Genomic DNA, 16041 nt, shown 5'->3' with positions numbered 1-16041 from the left:
TCAATCTAGAAAAATGACACTCTAACTCAACTGAATTTAGAGTGTCATATGCGATTATAAGTTGATATCTATGCTTTTTTAGTGGCAATGTTATTTTTCAAGTTGACTGCTTGCTCTTTTTTCGCTGAAATGAGTAACAGTTCATCTTTCAGCCCCTTATATGTGGAATAACACATAAACAGCATTAAAATTGCTAAGGGTATCGATGTTGCCACTAGTGCTGATTGTAAGCCTGACAAACCGCCTGTCATAATTAATACAGCTGAGACTGCTGCAATTACGACACCCCAAATGATTTTGGTAGTATGAGTGGGATTCGGATTCCCATTTTCACTAATCATTCCTAGAACAAAAATTGCTGAATCCGCAGATGTAATAAAGAAAATAAGCACGAGTACCATTGCTAAAATGCTTAAAAATACACTCATTGGGAAGTAATCAAAAAACATAAATAAGGCAGATGTCACATCCGAAGATACAGCAGCTGCGATCGCTGTTTTGCCATGATTTTCGATAAGATCGATGGCTGAACCACCCATAACAGCAAACCAGAAAAAGGAACCAAGAACAGGTATGAAGATAGCCCCCATCATAAATTCTTTAATTGTTCTTCCTTTAGAAATTCTCGCAACAAAGCTTCCTACAAGCGGTGCCCAAGCAATCCACCAACCAAAATAGAATAATGTCCAGTTTGCGATCCATGATCCATCACTATATGGCTCAGTTCGGAACGACATGTTTATAAAGTTATGGGCATAATCCCCCACTCCTTGTAAAAAGATTTTGAGTATGGATTGTGTTGGTCCAAGTAAAAGCATAAATCCTAATAAAGCAAAAGCTAAAAACATATTAAGATTGGATAAGTGTTTTATGCCACCTTGAAGCCCTGAAACAGTTGATCCAAGATAGAGTGTGGTTACAATAGCAATTATTATAACTTGAGTATAAAAGCCTACTGGAATACCCCAAAGGTAATTCATTCCACTATTCACTTGCAATGTTCCAAAGCCAAGGGACGTAGCAATCCCAATGACGATAGAAAGAGTAACAATAATATCGATAAATTTACCGAAAGAACCTTTAATTTTGTCACCTACTAATGGATAAAAAGCGGAACTTAAGGAGGACGGCAATTTCTTTCTGAACTGGAAGAACGCTAAGGAAACTCCTACAACTGCATAACATGCCCAGGCGGAAACACCCCAGTGCAGATAGACAAATTGCATGGCCAGCTTAGCTGACTGTTCGGAGGATTCCTTTCCGAACGGAGGATCAATATAGTAGGATACAGGTTCTGCAACTCCCCAAAACACAAGACTAATGCCGATTGAAGCACTGAATAGCATAGCAATCCAAGTAGCTGTTTTATATTCAGGGCGATCGTCGTCATCACCTAACCGTATATGTCCAAACTTCGATAATCCAATATACATACAAAAAGCGAAGAAGATAAAAACACTGCCCAGAATAAACCAGCCTAAATTATTATAGATAAAACTCAGAGATGAGCTGGAAAAACTCTCTAACTGTTTTGGTGCAAATACTCCGACACTTATTAAGGCTAAGCTAATAGCCAATGAGTAATAAAATACGGTTTTTTGGCCATTCATACAAACACTCCTTTTATAATAGGTTGTTTGAGGATTTTTTTAATCCACGTTAATGTAAGCGATTTCTAAATGTTGTACCAAAACTATATATAAATGCAAAAATTAATCCAATATCATATGAAGAAGTTTTTTCTTCATATGATATCGTACATTTTTACACTTCTAAGTTGTTTGAAGGAACAGTTGAAGTAATTATGTCAATAACCCGATCTGCTACTTCACCAGTAGAAGCCGTTCCAGTCATATCTGGTGTTAGTACTTGACTTTCCACCAAAAGCTGTTCAATCGCGTTAAGCACCATTTTTCCATATGCTTCATAGCCGAAAAAGTCGAGCATCTGACTTGCTGACCAAATCGAGGCAAGCGGATTAGCGATTCCTAGTCCCGCAATGTCAGGCGCAGAACCATGAATGGGCTCGAACATCGATGGATATTCTCTTTCAGGATTAATATTTGCGCCTGCAGCCAGCCCAATTCCACCTGCAATTGCAGCACCTAAATCTGTCAAAATGTCACCAAATAAGTTTGATGTTACGACGACTTCAAATCGTTTCGGATCTTTGATCATTAGCATTGCTGCAGCGTCGACAAGATAAGATGCGGTTTCAACTTCAGGATATTCAGCACTCACTTCTTCAAATACTTGATCCCAAAAGACCATCGAATAATTCAATGCGTTTCCCTTCGATATACTTGTCAGGGACCTTCCTTCTTTTTTCGCCGTTTCAAATGCATAACGGATAATTCGTTCTGTACCTTTTCTAGAAAATACACTGTTTTGTAAAACCACTTCATGATCCTGTCCTTTAAACAGCCAGTCACCTGCCCCTGAATATTCACCTTCACTGTTTTCACGGATAAATAGCATATTGATATCTTCCCGCTGTACATCAATTAAGGAAGATTTTGCCCCTTTTAATAATGTCACGGGGCGTATATTAACATATTGATCAAAACTTTTTCGGATTTTCAGCAATAAATCCCATAACGATATATGGTCAGGGACACCGGGAAAACCAACTGCCCCCAAGTATATGGCGTCGAACTCTTTTAGCAGTTCAATTCCTTCATTATCCATCATTTTTCCGTTTTTCGAGTAAAATTCACAGCCCCATGGAAAATAGGTGAAGTTAAATTGGAAGGTTGAATCAATTTCAGCTACTTTTTTTAATACTCTGATCCCCTCGTTTATGACTTCGGGTCCGACGCCATCACCCGCAATTACAGCAATTTTAAGTTTTTTCACAACAAAAGTCTCCCTTTAAAGAAAGTATAAAAATACTTTCTATAGTATAAGCGCAACTAAGGCGATCGCCTGCGCTAAAGCTTGGCGCTAGCCAAGTTTTCTTTACACGTTAAGAAAGTATAAAAAATACTTTCTATAGTATAAGCGCAACTAAGGCGATCGCCTGCGCTAAAGCTTGGCGCTAGCCAAGTTTTCTTTATCAGTAAAGAAAGTATAAAAGTTTGCGGCATGGATGTAATGTCCAGCTTCAGCGCCCAACCACTTGGATCACTTCAGGCCTCCTGCGGCGGCAACAGCCNTAAAGAAAGTATAAAAGTTTGCGGCATGGATGTAATGTCCAGCTTCAGCGCCCAACCACTTGGATCACTTCAGGCCTCCTGCGGCGGCAACAGCCTCCTCGTCGGTCTTCCAGTGACCTTCGTGGCTAAGCAGGGCGCTTGCGCTTTTCTTATCAGCTTTGATTCCAAACGGTCAATTTCATTTCGGTCATTTCTTCCACTGCATACTTAATACCTTCACGGCCTGTGCCACTTTCTTTTACTCCGCCGTATGGCATCTGGTCAACACGGAATGTCGGTACGTCATTAATAATAACACCGCCTACGTGCAATTCCTGTGAAGCATATAGAGCATTTTTTACACTATCCGTGTAAATGCCAGCCTGCAGTCCAAAGCGAGAATCATTTACTTGATTAACCGCTTCCTCTACTGAACTTACTTTGTTCACAATTACAACAGGTGCAAAGGCTTCCTGACAGGATACTTTTAAATCGTGATCCGCATTCGTAATAATTGTCGGCTCAAGAATACCGTCCTTCAGGTTTCCTCCTGCTGCGATGTTTGCATTACTGCCTTTGGTTTCGTCAATCCATCCCAATACACGTTCCGCTTCTCCTTTGGTAATTAAAGCAGAAATATATGTTTCCGGATCAAACGGGTCGCCAATTCTCAGTTGCTTCGTCGCTTCAGTGAACTTCGTTACAAACTCTTCAAAAACATCTTCATGGGCATAAACCCGCTGTAAGGAAATACATACTTGTCCTTGGTTGGAGAAAGCGCCCATAATACAGCGATCGATAATTTGATCAATGTCAATTTCTTTATCAATAATTAATGCTGAATTTGAACCGAGTTCCAATGTGGTCTTTTTTAATCCAGCCTTACTGCGGATGCCAATCCCTACACTTGGGCTGCCTGTAAATGTAACCATGCTCACTCGATCATCTTCAACAATTGCTTCTCCTACAATACCGCCAGGCCCGGTCACAACATTTAATACGCCGGCCGGAAGACCTGCCTCCTCGAAGATCTCAGCAATAAAAAGGGAAGAAAGTGGTGTCTGTGAAGCTGGTTTTAAGACAATCGTGTTACCCGCTGCAATTGCCGGTCCTACTTTATGAGCGACAAGATTCATTGGGAAGTTAAAAGGTGTTATTGCTCCGATGACACCAATAGGTTCTCTTACCGTATATCCGATTCGGCCTACTCCTCCTGTTGCACCATCAAAAGGTATCGTTTCGCCTTGAATTCTTTTCGCTTCTTCAGCTGCAAACTTATAAGTTTCAATTGTTCTCGCCACTTCTGCTTTGGAGAACATAATTGGTTTTGCGGATTCAGCAGTAATAATTTCTGCTGCTTCAACTGCTTTTTCTTTTAAAAGGATAACAACCTTTTCCAATATCTCTGCACGTTCGTAAGCTGGCATTTTCGCCATTACTTCACGTGCGTTGTAGGCGGCATCGATTGCCTTTGCAGTGAGCTCTTTATCTGCCATTGCAATTTCGGCTATTTCTTCCCCAGAATAAGGGGATTTAAGAGATGCGTATTTAGCTGTTTCTATTTTTTGGCCATTGATCATTAAGAACTTTTTCGTAGACTTTACTTCACTCACATTTTTACTCATCGAGGGCCTCCAATACCATTTCATGAAATTGTCCGATCGCTTTTTCTGAAGATGAATATCTTCCTTTATTAAATGCACGGGAACGAAATCCAATTTGCTCCAACTCTACAAGCTCGATATCCTCTTGACGAACTTGTTCAGCGAATGTCATTAAATCCTTTTCCTCTTGAGACAAGTTTTCATCACGGAAATAATAGGTGTAAACGGCTAAAGATGTTTCGTGGTCAATCGGTACCATTTGAATGCTTGCCATATTCCCAGGACCTGGGTAAATCGTCAACATCAAATTCGGCCACAACCAGTAGAATGAACCGCCTTGCATTTCAGCTTCATCTAAACTAACTGTTCCGTATTTCTTATCCGGTTTCACAACGGTACCTTGAATAGAATAATTGTCACACATAGTAATTTGGTAATCATTCATATCCAACGCCGCAACGAAACTAGGATGGGCAACGTGGCAATGATCACACTCTAAATAGTTGTCTATATAAGCTTTCCAGTTCGCTTTAATAACTCGTGTTCTTCGGTGAGTTCTTTTTAACTCACTTAAAAAAGGGAACTTGCCCAATTTATCGAAGAAATCTCCATATGACTCGCTTAACAGTTCCGCGTTGTCATCCAGGTTCACAAAAATTAATGATTCCACAACCTCCATTCGGACAGATCGTAAACAAGCATCCTTCACACAAGCTTCATCTTCTCCTCGAAAGTTAGGTGCTTTATTCAGCTGCCCATCAAGCTTGAATGTCCATCCATGGTAACCACACTGTAAAATTTTCTTATTTCCCGCCTCTGTTCTTTCAAGCTTTGTCGCACGATGCGGACAAACATTGTAAAATGCACGTACCACTTCATCTTTTCCGCGATTTACGATAATAGGCTCACCCGCTACTTCAGTTGTAAAAAAATCTCCCGCTTTTTCTACTTGACTAACATGGCCTACAAGCTGCCACGACTTTGAGAAAACGAGCTCCATTTCTTTTTCTAATACCTTAGGATCTGTATATTTGTCATAAGGTAATGCTCTTTCAAATGTTCGATTGGTTGCATTTTGTACGTTGTTATAAGCCATACTTTTTCTCCTCCAATTAAACAATATTTTTCCACTTTAAATAAACAGAAATAATATTTACTACCCGTATCATTTCTAATGCAATTATTGTGCCAATGTTGTTAAACTAAGAAAATTAAGTAAAAAAATTAAAAATTTACTGAAGAATCTGAAATATTGAGTTAAAATTAACTCATAATCATTTATTTGTAAGCAAAACTAACTCACTATTCAAAAAGAGAGGGCTCATCAATGAAAATATCTAATCCCACAGGCAATGTAGAGATGACACTACAAACTCTTTTAAAAATTCTCGACCACTCCTCTGACGAAATTTTTGTCCTTGATGGCGAAAAGCGAATTCTTTATGTCAATCAAGTATGCGAAAAGCACTATGGGCTTAAACCAACAGATGTTATCGGTAAATATAATGTTGAATTATTTGAAAAAGGATATTGGAAGCCTTCTATCGTGCCGGAGGTATATAAAAGAAAAGAACCTTGCTATTTGAGGCAGGAAACATATATTGGTGCCGAGTTAGTGACATCTGCAATCCCGATACTAAATGACAAAAAGGACATTGAACTTGTTGTCATCACATCAACTGAGGTACAAACAATTAGAATGATGAAAGCAAGAGAAAAATCTGTTGAGTCAAAATCCACTCAGGAGAATGAAGAGGAATCTCATTTTGTGACGAATAGCGGCAAGATTAAAAGAATCCTTGAATTTTGCAAAAAAGTAGCTTTGACAGATGCTAACATTCTAATTCTCGGGGAATCCGGAACAGGAAAAGGTGTATTATCCCAATATATCCATAAGATAAGCAACCGGAAAAACAGTCCCTTTCTTGCAATCAATTGTGCCACAATCCCTGAAGAGTTATTGGAGTCTGAGCTATTCGGGTATTCAAAAGGTGCCTTTACTGGTGCAAATAAATCAGGGAAAAAAGGACTAATCGAAGCGGCAAATGGCGGTACTATTTTTTTGGACGAAATCGGGGAAATGCCTTTATCTGTGCAAGCGAAACTTCTCCAGCTAATTCAAGAAAAACAGTTCATTCCTATTGGAAGTAATGAAATGAAAAAAGTCGATGTCCGTATCGTGGCTGCGACCAATCAAAACTTGGCTGAAATGGTTGAAAAGAAATTATTTAGGGAAGATCTATTTTACCGCTTGAATGTGATTGATATTCATTTACCGCCATTACGTGAAAGAAGAGAAGATATTATTCCGCTTACTTACAATTTTTTAAATAAATTTAATCAAAAATATAACGAGAATAAAGTCATTTCCGAAGAATGCTTGAATATACTTTTTCACTATTCCTGGCCAGGTAATGTACGCCAGCTTGAAAACTTAATTGAGCGTTTAATAATTATAAGTAATTCAATTTTACAGGCGGCAGATTTACCTGATATTATCACTGATAATGTTAAACAAGTTACTCAACTTGCTCTTCCAACTTCTCTGGATAAAGCACTCAATGAAACGAAACGAATCTTGGTCAGAAACTCTTATCAGACATATAAATCGTCTAGAAAAGTGGCCAAGGACCTTGGCATCAGCCAAACAAAGGCTGCAAGGCTGATCAAGGAATATTGTTCAGATTTATAAATCCCGGGAAATAGATGAGTTTAAAGTATTCCACGATAAAATAGAAGCCCTGATCCATGTGCATCAGAGCTTCCGTTCTTTATATTGAGTTTTGATTGCTTGTTGGAGATTCGGTTTGTTCTCTATAGATTGTAAGGTTCGATTTTCTAATGTCGGATACGTTGTTAATCGTCATGAACCTGCTCCCCTACCAGCCGATTTCATCAAGCGGCACGAATGTCGGAATCAATGAATCATTATAAACCTCTCGGATATGGTTGGCTACATCCTCTTGCTGATAGATTTCAACAATCTTCTTGTAGACTTCCTTATCCGTTTCATCTGCACGAGCAGCGATGATATTAATATAAGGTTTCGCTGTATCATCCTCTACGAAGATCGCATCCTTCACAGGGACAAACCCAGCTTCAACGGCAACACCATTGTTAATGATCGATGCCGCTACATCCGGTAATACACGGGGGGTCTGAGCTGCAACGACCGGTTCCAACTTCAGGTTCTTCGGATTTTCTTCAACTTTGTCGATCGAGCCATTTCCATCAAAGTCCTCCGGTAAACCGATCAAACCTGCTTTTTCTAACAGTAAAAGCGCGCGACCCATATTCGTTGCTTCTTTCGGTAATGCAATTGTACTACCATCTGGAATTTCACTGACATCCTTATATTTTTCAGAATAGATCCCCATTGGTGCAATCATTGTTGTCGCAATTGGAGCCAAGTCTAAATCATGTTCTTTAATGAATGTATCAAAGTATGAGACGGTTTGGAATGCATTCAGGTCGATATCCCCATCCGCTAGTGCCAAATTCGGACGAACATAGTCCGCAAATTCAACCAATTCGATTTCAATACCCTCTTTTGCCGCTTTTTCTTTGATTTTCTCCCAGATCGGAACACCTGAACCATTCAATCCTACCTTAACGACTTCGTTCTCAGCACCTTCCCCTTTACCGCAGCCTGCTAGATGACTTCCAATGATGGCGATTAAACTTAATAGTGTTAGTAATTTTCTCATGTTGTTTCCTCCTCTTAATGTCTACGAATTTTACGAGATAATAGATTTCCTGTGGTCTGAACAAGTTGTACGAGTACGACGAGCAATAGCACGGTTATGATCATGACTTCTGTTTCAAAGCGTTGATAGCCATATGCAATCGCTAAATCACCGAGGCCGCCCCCGCCGACAAAGCCAGCCATAGCAGATGCCCCGACCAAACCGATCGTAGCAATGGTTATGTTAAGCACAAGTGAGCTGAGTGCTTCAGGAATAAGAACACGAAACACAATTTGCCATGGTGTTGCACCCATCGATTCTGCTGCTTCGACAACACCGGGCTTTACTTCTAGTAAACTACTTTCCACGAGTCGTGCAATGTATGGACCTGAGAAAAAGACAAGCGGTACGACAGCCGCCGCTGTACCGATTGATGTACCTACTAGAAAACGCGTAATCGGCAAAATCGCAACAAGCAAGATGATAAATGGAATCGAACGGAAAAAGTTTACAATAGCGTTAAGCACTTTGAACAAGGCACCATTTTGAAGTAATCCGTTTGGTCGAGTGACGACAAGAGCAACACCAAGTGGCAACCCGATTAAAGTCGCGAATAGTAGTGAAATCCCTACCATCACTAGTGTTTCATTCGTTGCCTCAAGAATTTTTGGCCAAAAGGTTAGTAGATCAACCTGCATGTGATGTCACCTCCTTGATTTTCACATTGGTTTGAAGATAATGAATCGCTTTTAAGATTTCAGCCCCGTCTCCTCGGAACTCAACGATCAAGTTACCGAAAGGGACACCTTGAAGTTCGGTGATTTGGCCGTAAAGAACATTTACTTCGACATCAAACCCTTTCGCGATCCTAGAGAGAATCGGTTCACCTGCCGTTTCACGAATAAAGGTTACGCGGTAAATATGGCTACGTCCGTCGTGCTTATCAATCATTCGTAATATCGATTCCGGAATCTCATCCTGCATGACGGTTCGGACAAAGTTCTTCGTCGTTTGATGGTCAGGGTTCGAAAACACCTCAAATATCGATCCTTGTTCAATCACCCTACCGCTCTCCATGACCGCAACCCGATCACATATTTCACGAATGACGTGCATTTCATGCGTAATCATTAGAATGGTGATGTTATATTCATCACGAATGCGGCGGAGTAAGTCCAAAATCGACTTCGTCGTTTCTGGGTCAAGTGCTGACGTTGCCTCATCGCAAAGCAAAATCTCAGGAGAGGTTGCTAGAGCACGTGCGATCCCGACCCGTTGCTTTTGTCCGCCTGAAAGCTGATCTGGATACTGCTTCGCTTTGTCAGCCAATCCAACAAACTCTAATATTTCCTTCACTCTTTTTTGGATCTCCTTTTTCGGAATCCCTGCTATAGATAGTGGGAAAGCAACATTGTGATACACACTTTTTGCTTCCAACAAGTTGAAGTGTTGAAAAATCATGCCGACCTTTCCTCTCACCTTTCGTAGCTCTGGTTGTGAAAGATCTGCGATATTCTGACCATTTAACAGGACACGCCCTTCAGTTGGTCGTTCTAACAAGTTGGCCAATCGAATCAAGGTACTCTTACCAGCACCACTGAATCCAATCACACCAAAAATTTCGCCTTTTTCAACCTTCAATTCAACATCGTCTACCGCCTTAAGTGGCGCTCCATTACTCTTAAACACCTTCGTCACATGGTCAAAGTGAATCATGGCAATGCTCCTTTCTGAAAAACGAAAAGCCCCTCTTCTCGAAAAATAAGAAGAGGGGCCTACAAGTTATGTAAACCGTCTCTTCTTATCTTTCAAATGCTTGCATGCATTTGCTGGAATTAGCACAGTGTTTTATATGGTTAACATAAAACCCGCTGCCGAGGTATCAAAGGGCCAGTCCCTCCACCTCTCTAGATAAGAAGAAAGTCATATTCATTTTTTTAACACGTTTTTCTGTATATTGTCACTAATCATAATTCATATATAAGTTCGTTGTCAATTGTTTTTTACGGTTTGAATCATTTTAATACAACTTTATTAATTTTCAACTTCCCCTCCGGATGGGCATTGATCACATAACGTTTAGGTGCATTACCGATATAATTAAAGGGATAACATGTTGATAAAGTCAGGACCTCTTTCGGTGCGGTGGAACGAATTACGGTTGTGTCATCAGCCGAAACGACTTCAGAATCTTTCATCACATACCTAAATGTTCCATAAGGCAACTGAACAATGATTTTATCTCCGCTTTGTAATTCACCTAAGCGGCGAAAGACAGTATCTCGATGGCCCGACAATAAAATTTGGTTATCCCCGCCGGGAAAAGCGGTGGCTCTGTAGTGGCCGACTCCTTTGACCAGCTGCTCGGGATCTGTTCCTTCAATAATCGGCAGTTTAATATCGAGTTTTGGAATCTTTAAAATACCAATCGATTCCCCTTTGGCTGGATCAAATTTTTCGCGCATCTGAAATTTCCTGGAATGTCTATCTTGTTGATTTTTAGTGTCTTTCACAATAGCTTCCGCTTTGTGAATCGCATAGTCTTGACCATTATCATGCAGCCAGAGGTTATATCCGGCAACAGAAATAAAAATAACACCTGCAATTAATAATAAAATTCCAATCCATTTGCGCATGTCGATACACCTTCCATTAAGATATAGGGAAAGTCCCGGGCTATCCGGAACCTTCCGGGGTAAGATTAAACTCGTTTTCTCCGATTGACCAAAACAGTGAAACCTGCGGCAATGAGTATGATACCCGCCAATAAAGCGTTGTAAATATTGGTGGACGTTTCCGGAAGCTTATGTCCGCTATTTAAATCATTTGGATTTTCACCTGGGACGTCTGTTTGTTCACCTGGGTTTTCAGTTTGCTGCTTCGAGTCCTCTGTTTTCGTACCTGAATCATTTGTTTTCGGATCCTCTTTTTTTGAATTTTCCTCATCAGCCGTACCGTCATTTTTATCGATACCTGTTTCGTTTGAGCCATCGTCCTGCTCGTTTTTTGACGGCTCAACCAGTGTCGCGCGGCCGTCGAGTTTTGGATCAACTTTTTTTCCTTCTGATGCTAACTTTTCAATATAAGCAATAAACGTTTCGGTATCGGTGCCGTTATTAGTTAGAACTTTACCTTCCGTAAATGCAGTAAAACCGTCCCCGCCGTCAGCCAAAAATTCGTTCATTGCTACTTTATAGGTTTGGTTCATATCCATTTTTGTCTTTCCATCTGCTAAAAAGACATCTTGTACACAATATTTTTGTTTACAATCAGCAACCTTGCTTCCGTCAACATACGTATATTTAAAGCCTGAAATTTGCAAAAACATAATTTCTTCAGGGTTCTTCCATTGTTGGTTCAACGCTTCTTTAATTTGTTGGCCTGTTAATTCTACAAGCTGCATATAGCCATTAAACGGCTGAACAGCATAGGCCGCTCCCCATGTGATTATGTGTTTACCTTTGTCAGTTGTCTTTGGAATCAGTGCTTCACGAATACCGCCTGAATTAGTAATCGCAAAATCAGCTTCAGGTGTCATGATGCGTTGTGCATCTGTCACCAAATTACCAAGCTTATTTTCGCCGTCTTCTGGCTTACGTTTTCCAATTGGTTCCCCACTAGTTGCTTGTCCAATCGGTTCATTTGCTGCTTCTGCTGTTACTTTTTTTGCTTCATCAACAATCACCTGGATTTCTGGATCTGGTTTAATATCGCGTGTATTGAGTACCACTTTTGCTTTAATCGAACCTTTGACAAAGTCATCTGTCTTCGGGTCAAGCTTCGTACGAACGTCGCCAAAGGCTTGTCCGTAATTATAGTCTTGAATGATCAATTTACCGTCAACAAAGCCGTTCGCCTTTTCGTGACTGTGGGCAGCAAAAATAATATCGACTTGATCGTCTATTTGTTTAGCCACGTTCGCCATTCTGCCTGTTGTTACATCATTATGTGTTGCAGCACCTTCGTGAGCAACAACAACAATGGCTTTAATCCCTTTACCATCCAATTCTTTTGCATATTTATCGATTGTTTTCGCTATATCAAGAAATTCGTACTTACTTGTATACTTTGGCGCAGCAGAAGTTGTTGTTTCAGGAGTTACAATGCCGATAAAACCTACGTTTACACCGCCAATATCTTTAATCGTATAGGGATCAAAAATATGAGCGCCAGAAACTTTTTCAACAACATTTGCCGCTAGAAACTTAAAATCATCATCAATGCCATGATATTCGTAATCCGTTCCTTCCGTATATTTCGCTACGTTCGGATGAATAGATGTTGCATGTAAAAGTCGTTTGAACTCCGGAATCCCTTCGTCAAATGAATGGTTTCCAAGTACACCGAGTTTAAAGCCCATTTGATTCAGTGCTTCCATAGTTGGCTCGTCTTGAAGCAAAGATGAAACGGTTGGGCTCGCACCCACTGCGTCACCAGCCTGTAAACGAAGTGTATAAGATTTTTTTTCGTTATTTTTTCCTTGTGCTTCCATATCGGCTTGACGCTGATTAAGGTGTGAGGCTAAATAAGCTGCACCGCCCACTTCTTTTCCATTTAATGTGCTTTTCGTATCAAGGTTCCCATGAAAGTCATTGATTGCAAGGATTTGAAAAGGTATATAATCGTTGTTACCACCCTCATTTGCCTGAACTGGTAGAAGTGATCCAACAAGCGCGAACGTTAGAAAAAATAACAGTAATACAGATAAAATTACTTTTCTCCTCATACTTATCCCCCAATTTGTCTACTAGACTTTTATTCAATAAAGAAAACTTGGCTAGCGCCAAGCCTTAGCGCTGGCGATCGCCTTAGTTGCGCTTATACTATAGAAAGTATTTTTATACTTTCTTAACGTATAAGAAAAGCGCAAGCGCCCTGCTTAGCCACGAAGGTCACTGGAAGACCGACGAGGAGGCTGTTGCCGCCACAGGAGGCCTGAAGTGATCCAAGTGGTTGGGCGTTGAAGCTGGACATTACATCCATGCCGCAAACTTTTATACTTTCTTTACTCATGAGACACCATTTTGCTTAAATCAACATGCCCGCAATTGCAGCACTCAACAAGTTGGCAAGAGTTCCTCCCAGTACAGAGAGAAGTCCAAGCCGGGCAATATCCGGACGCCGGTCAGGTGCCATCCCACCGAGTCCGCCAAGAAGAATCGCCAGCGATCCAAAATTAGCAAACCCGCACAATGCGAACGATACGATCGCTACCGTTTTATCGGATAATTCTTCAATGTGAGGGGCAAATGCGGAAAAGGCTACAAATTCATTGAGGACAACTTTTTGGCCGATAAACGATCCTGCCTGAACCGCTTCTCCCCAGGGAACTCCAATAATAAAAGCAAGCGGAGATAAAACGAAACCTAATATCATTTGCATAGAAAGCTGCTCATAACCGAACCAGCCGCCGACTCCGCTAAGAATTCCGTTGACTAAAGCAATCAATCCAATAAAAGCAAGCAGCATCGCCCCGACATTCAATGCCAGTGTCAAACCGTCAGAAGCACCGCGCGCCGCTGCATCAATAACGTTCACTGTTTCCGAATCCTTTTCAACATCGACTGAATTGTTCACTTCATCGTGTTTTGTTTCTGGAACAAGTATTTTAGCCATCAACAGACCTGCTGGAGCGCTCATAAAACTGGCTGCAATCAAATAATCCACCGGAACACCAAGTAATATATACCCTGCGAGTGTCGAGCCCGCGACAGACGCCATTCCCCCGGTCATAACCGCAAAAAACTCTGATTGCGTCATTTTTTTAATGAAAGGCCTGACAACAAGAGGGGCTTCCGTCTGTCCGACAAAAACATTTGCGCTTGCCGACATCGATTCCGCTTTACTCGTCTTAAGAAGCTTAGAAAGACCACCACCGATAATACGAATAACCCATTGCATGATCCCCAGATGATACAATACGGCGATTAAGGATGAAAAAAAGATGATCACCGTTAAAACTTGAAAGGCGAAAACAAATCCGATTTTCTCCGCACTTCCGTTCGTAAGATTACCGAACAGAAAGTTGATCCCATCACTTGCATAACCAATCAGTAGTTGGACTTTTTCGGAGACCCACTGTAATGCGGCTTTTCCAGGCGCCCACTTTAATACGGCAAATGCGAAGGCCAGCTGGATCGCCAGTGCTCCAATAACCGTTCGGAAATTGATCGACTTTTTGTCTTTTGAAAACAGAAAAGCGATGCCGAGAAGGACAATCATGCCGGCAAAACCCCATAATATTTGCATATATCCCACACCCCTGTACTTTTTTTATAAAAATGAACTTAGATAACTCTTTGTAGAAAATGTGATACAAACCGGTCTACATCGATATCAAGACAAACTTCGATGTTCGCTTTACCTTGTTGAACCTCATAGGTTTTCCCGAACGTATCTCCTTTCCCTAAATCAACTCCAACGCACATCGGCACTGTTTTTACAAACGAAGGATCGATCACAACTCCAACCGCGAGAGGATCATGCAATGCACAACCGCCTAAAGAAGAATCAAATTGATGATAAGCACCAATATAGCTGTTACAAATTGTTTGTAAAAAGTCGCTGTAAGCCGATTTGACAGAACTCCATTCGTTTACCACTTCGTTCCGCAACAACGTTTGCATCGTTACGTCAAGGCCTACGAGCGTCACTGGAATTCCCGATTCAAACACGACAGAAGCTGCCTCCGGATCGGCATATATGTTTGCTTCGGCGTTAGGTGTCACATTTCCCGGAACAGTGACTGCACCGCCCATGACGACCACACGTTTTACAAGATTCACAATCTCGGGATCTTTTTTAATCGCCGTTGCAAGATTTGTCTGAGGTCCGACAGCAATAAGTGTGACCTGATGCGGAAGCTCTTTAACTTTTGAAATGATAAAATTGGCTGCTTCTGTTGATAAAGGCCTCCGCTTAGAAAGCGGCAGTCCGCAATTTCCGAGACCGTCTTCACCATGAATGTGCGTTGATTTCCCTTTTATATGAACACCTGATAACGGTTTATCTGCTCCTGCTATAACAGGGATTTCATGTTCGAGACCAAGCACGTCGAGAACTTGAAGAGTATTTCGAGTCGCTTCTTTTTCGGAAACATTTCCAAATCCGGTTGTGATCCCAAGTACATTCAACTCGGAAGAACGAAAAGCGTACGCAATTGCAAGTGCATCATCAATTCCTGTGTCAACATCTAAAATAACGTGTTCCATGTATTATCACCTTTCCAAATTTAAAATCATTGAAAATATTACAGAAGAACTGTAACCGGTTACAGTTTAGCAAAATACTTCTGTTTTCGGATGGTTATGCAAATTAATCATCATCTTCCGGAGCATCATCATCAAAACAAGATTGATCATCCAGGTTTTTCAAAAAACAAATTTGCCCGTCATTCTTTTCCTCCTAAAAGGTTCATAGATTCACAGAATACTATGTACTATCAATCCATCCATTAACTATGGATTATTTTTCATTTTACCAGCACTCCTTTCAATTCTGTAACCGGTTACAGATTCATCATTAAAAATACTTTTATAAAACACTCTGTTAAGATAATCAGTTTCCGGTTTTTTTAGTTACCACAACTAAGGTAACTTATCTAAAGAGATTACACGA

General features: G+C 40.8%; 12 protein-coding genes and 1 riboswitch. Of the genes, 1 reads left to right on the top strand and 11 read right to left on the bottom strand.

Annotated features, from left to right (window positions below; all coding sequences use genetic code 11):
• Nucleotides 1–68 precede the first annotated feature (68 nt).
• The 4 genes from NON16_RS15660 to NON16_RS15645 form a co-directional block, all read right to left on the bottom strand.
• A complete protein-coding gene (locus tag NON16_RS15660; protein ID WP_257350343.1) occupies nt 69–1610 on the bottom strand; it encodes a BCCT family transporter in 1542 nt (513 codons plus the stop codon).
• 154 nt (nt 1611–1764) lie between these two features.
• A complete protein-coding gene (locus NON16_RS15655; protein ID WP_257350342.1) occupies nt 1765–2856 on the bottom strand; it encodes a tartrate dehydrogenase in 1092 nt (363 codons plus the stop codon).
• A gap of 451 nt (nt 2857–3307) precedes the next feature.
• Nucleotides 3308–4759: an aldehyde dehydrogenase family protein gene (locus tag NON16_RS15650; protein WP_257350341.1), complete on the bottom strand. Its 1452-nt coding sequence runs from the start codon at nt 4757–4759 to the stop codon at nt 3308–3310.
• Nucleotides 4752–5834, bottom strand: coding sequence for an aromatic ring-hydroxylating oxygenase subunit alpha (locus NON16_RS15645; protein WP_257350340.1), 1083 nt, complete (start codon nt 5832–5834; stop codon nt 4752–4754). The genes NON16_RS15650 and NON16_RS15645 overlap by 8 nt, the downstream gene beginning before the upstream one ends.
• A gap of 231 nt (nt 5835–6065) precedes the next feature.
• On the opposite strand from NON16_RS15645, the gene NON16_RS15640 reads away from it, so the two are divergent.
• Nucleotides 6066–7430 carry a sigma-54 interaction domain-containing protein gene (locus tag NON16_RS15640; protein WP_257350339.1) on the top strand — a complete coding sequence of 455 codons (1365 nt, stop codon included), beginning with the start codon at nt 6066–6068 and terminating at the stop codon, nt 7428–7430.
• A 187-nt stretch (nt 7431–7617) separates the two neighbouring features.
• Here NON16_RS15640 and NON16_RS15635 read toward each other — a convergent pair whose 3' ends face one another.
• The 7 genes from NON16_RS15635 to NON16_RS15605 all read right to left on the bottom strand — a co-directional run bounded on the left by NON16_RS15635 (nt 7618) and on the right by NON16_RS15605 (nt 15635).
• Nucleotides 7618–8445 (bottom strand): MetQ/NlpA family ABC transporter substrate-binding protein, encoded by an 828-nt coding sequence (locus tag NON16_RS15635; RefSeq protein ID WP_257350338.1) that lies wholly within the window; start codon nt 8443–8445, stop codon nt 7618–7620.
• A 14-nt stretch (nt 8446–8459) separates the two neighbouring features.
• Nucleotides 8460–9122: a methionine ABC transporter permease gene (locus NON16_RS15630; protein ID WP_257350337.1), complete on the bottom strand. Its 663-nt coding sequence runs from the start codon at nt 9120–9122 to the stop codon at nt 8460–8462.
• Nucleotides 9112–10140 (bottom strand): methionine ABC transporter ATP-binding protein, encoded by a 1029-nt coding sequence (locus NON16_RS15625; RefSeq protein WP_257350336.1) that lies wholly within the window; start codon nt 10138–10140, stop codon nt 9112–9114. Before NON16_RS15625 ends, NON16_RS15630 begins: the two co-directional genes overlap by 11 nt.
• 82 nt (nt 10141–10222) lie before the next feature.
• Nucleotides 10223–10342: riboswitch (SAM riboswitch) on the bottom strand.
• 97 nt (nt 10343–10439) lie between these two features.
• Nucleotides 10440–11060, bottom strand: a complete 621-nt coding sequence (locus NON16_RS15620) for a class D sortase (RefSeq protein ID WP_257350335.1) — start codon at nt 11058–11060, stop codon at nt 10440–10442.
• Nucleotides 11061–11125: 65 nt separating this feature from the next.
• Nucleotides 11126–13150 carry a bifunctional metallophosphatase/5'-nucleotidase gene (locus NON16_RS15615; protein ID WP_257350334.1) on the bottom strand — a complete coding sequence of 675 codons (2025 nt, stop codon included), beginning with the start codon at nt 13148–13150 and terminating at the stop codon, nt 11126–11128.
• 302 nt (nt 13151–13452) lie between these two features.
• A complete protein-coding gene (locus tag NON16_RS15610; RefSeq protein ID WP_257350333.1) occupies nt 13453–14673 on the bottom strand; it encodes a NupC/NupG family nucleoside CNT transporter in 1221 nt (406 codons plus the stop codon).
• A 38-nt stretch (nt 14674–14711) separates the two neighbouring features.
• Nucleotides 14712–15635, bottom strand: coding sequence for a nucleoside hydrolase (locus NON16_RS15605; RefSeq protein ID WP_257350332.1), 924 nt, complete (start codon nt 15633–15635; stop codon nt 14712–14714).
• Nucleotides 15636–16041: the final 406 nt, after the last annotated feature.

This window comes from Pseudalkalibacillus decolorationis (assembly GCF_024609785.1).
Classification (GTDB): Bacteria; Bacillota; Bacilli; order Bacillales; family Fictibacillaceae; genus Pseudalkalibacillus; species Pseudalkalibacillus decolorationis.
This window is presented reverse-complemented; position numbering and strand designations above follow the sequence as displayed.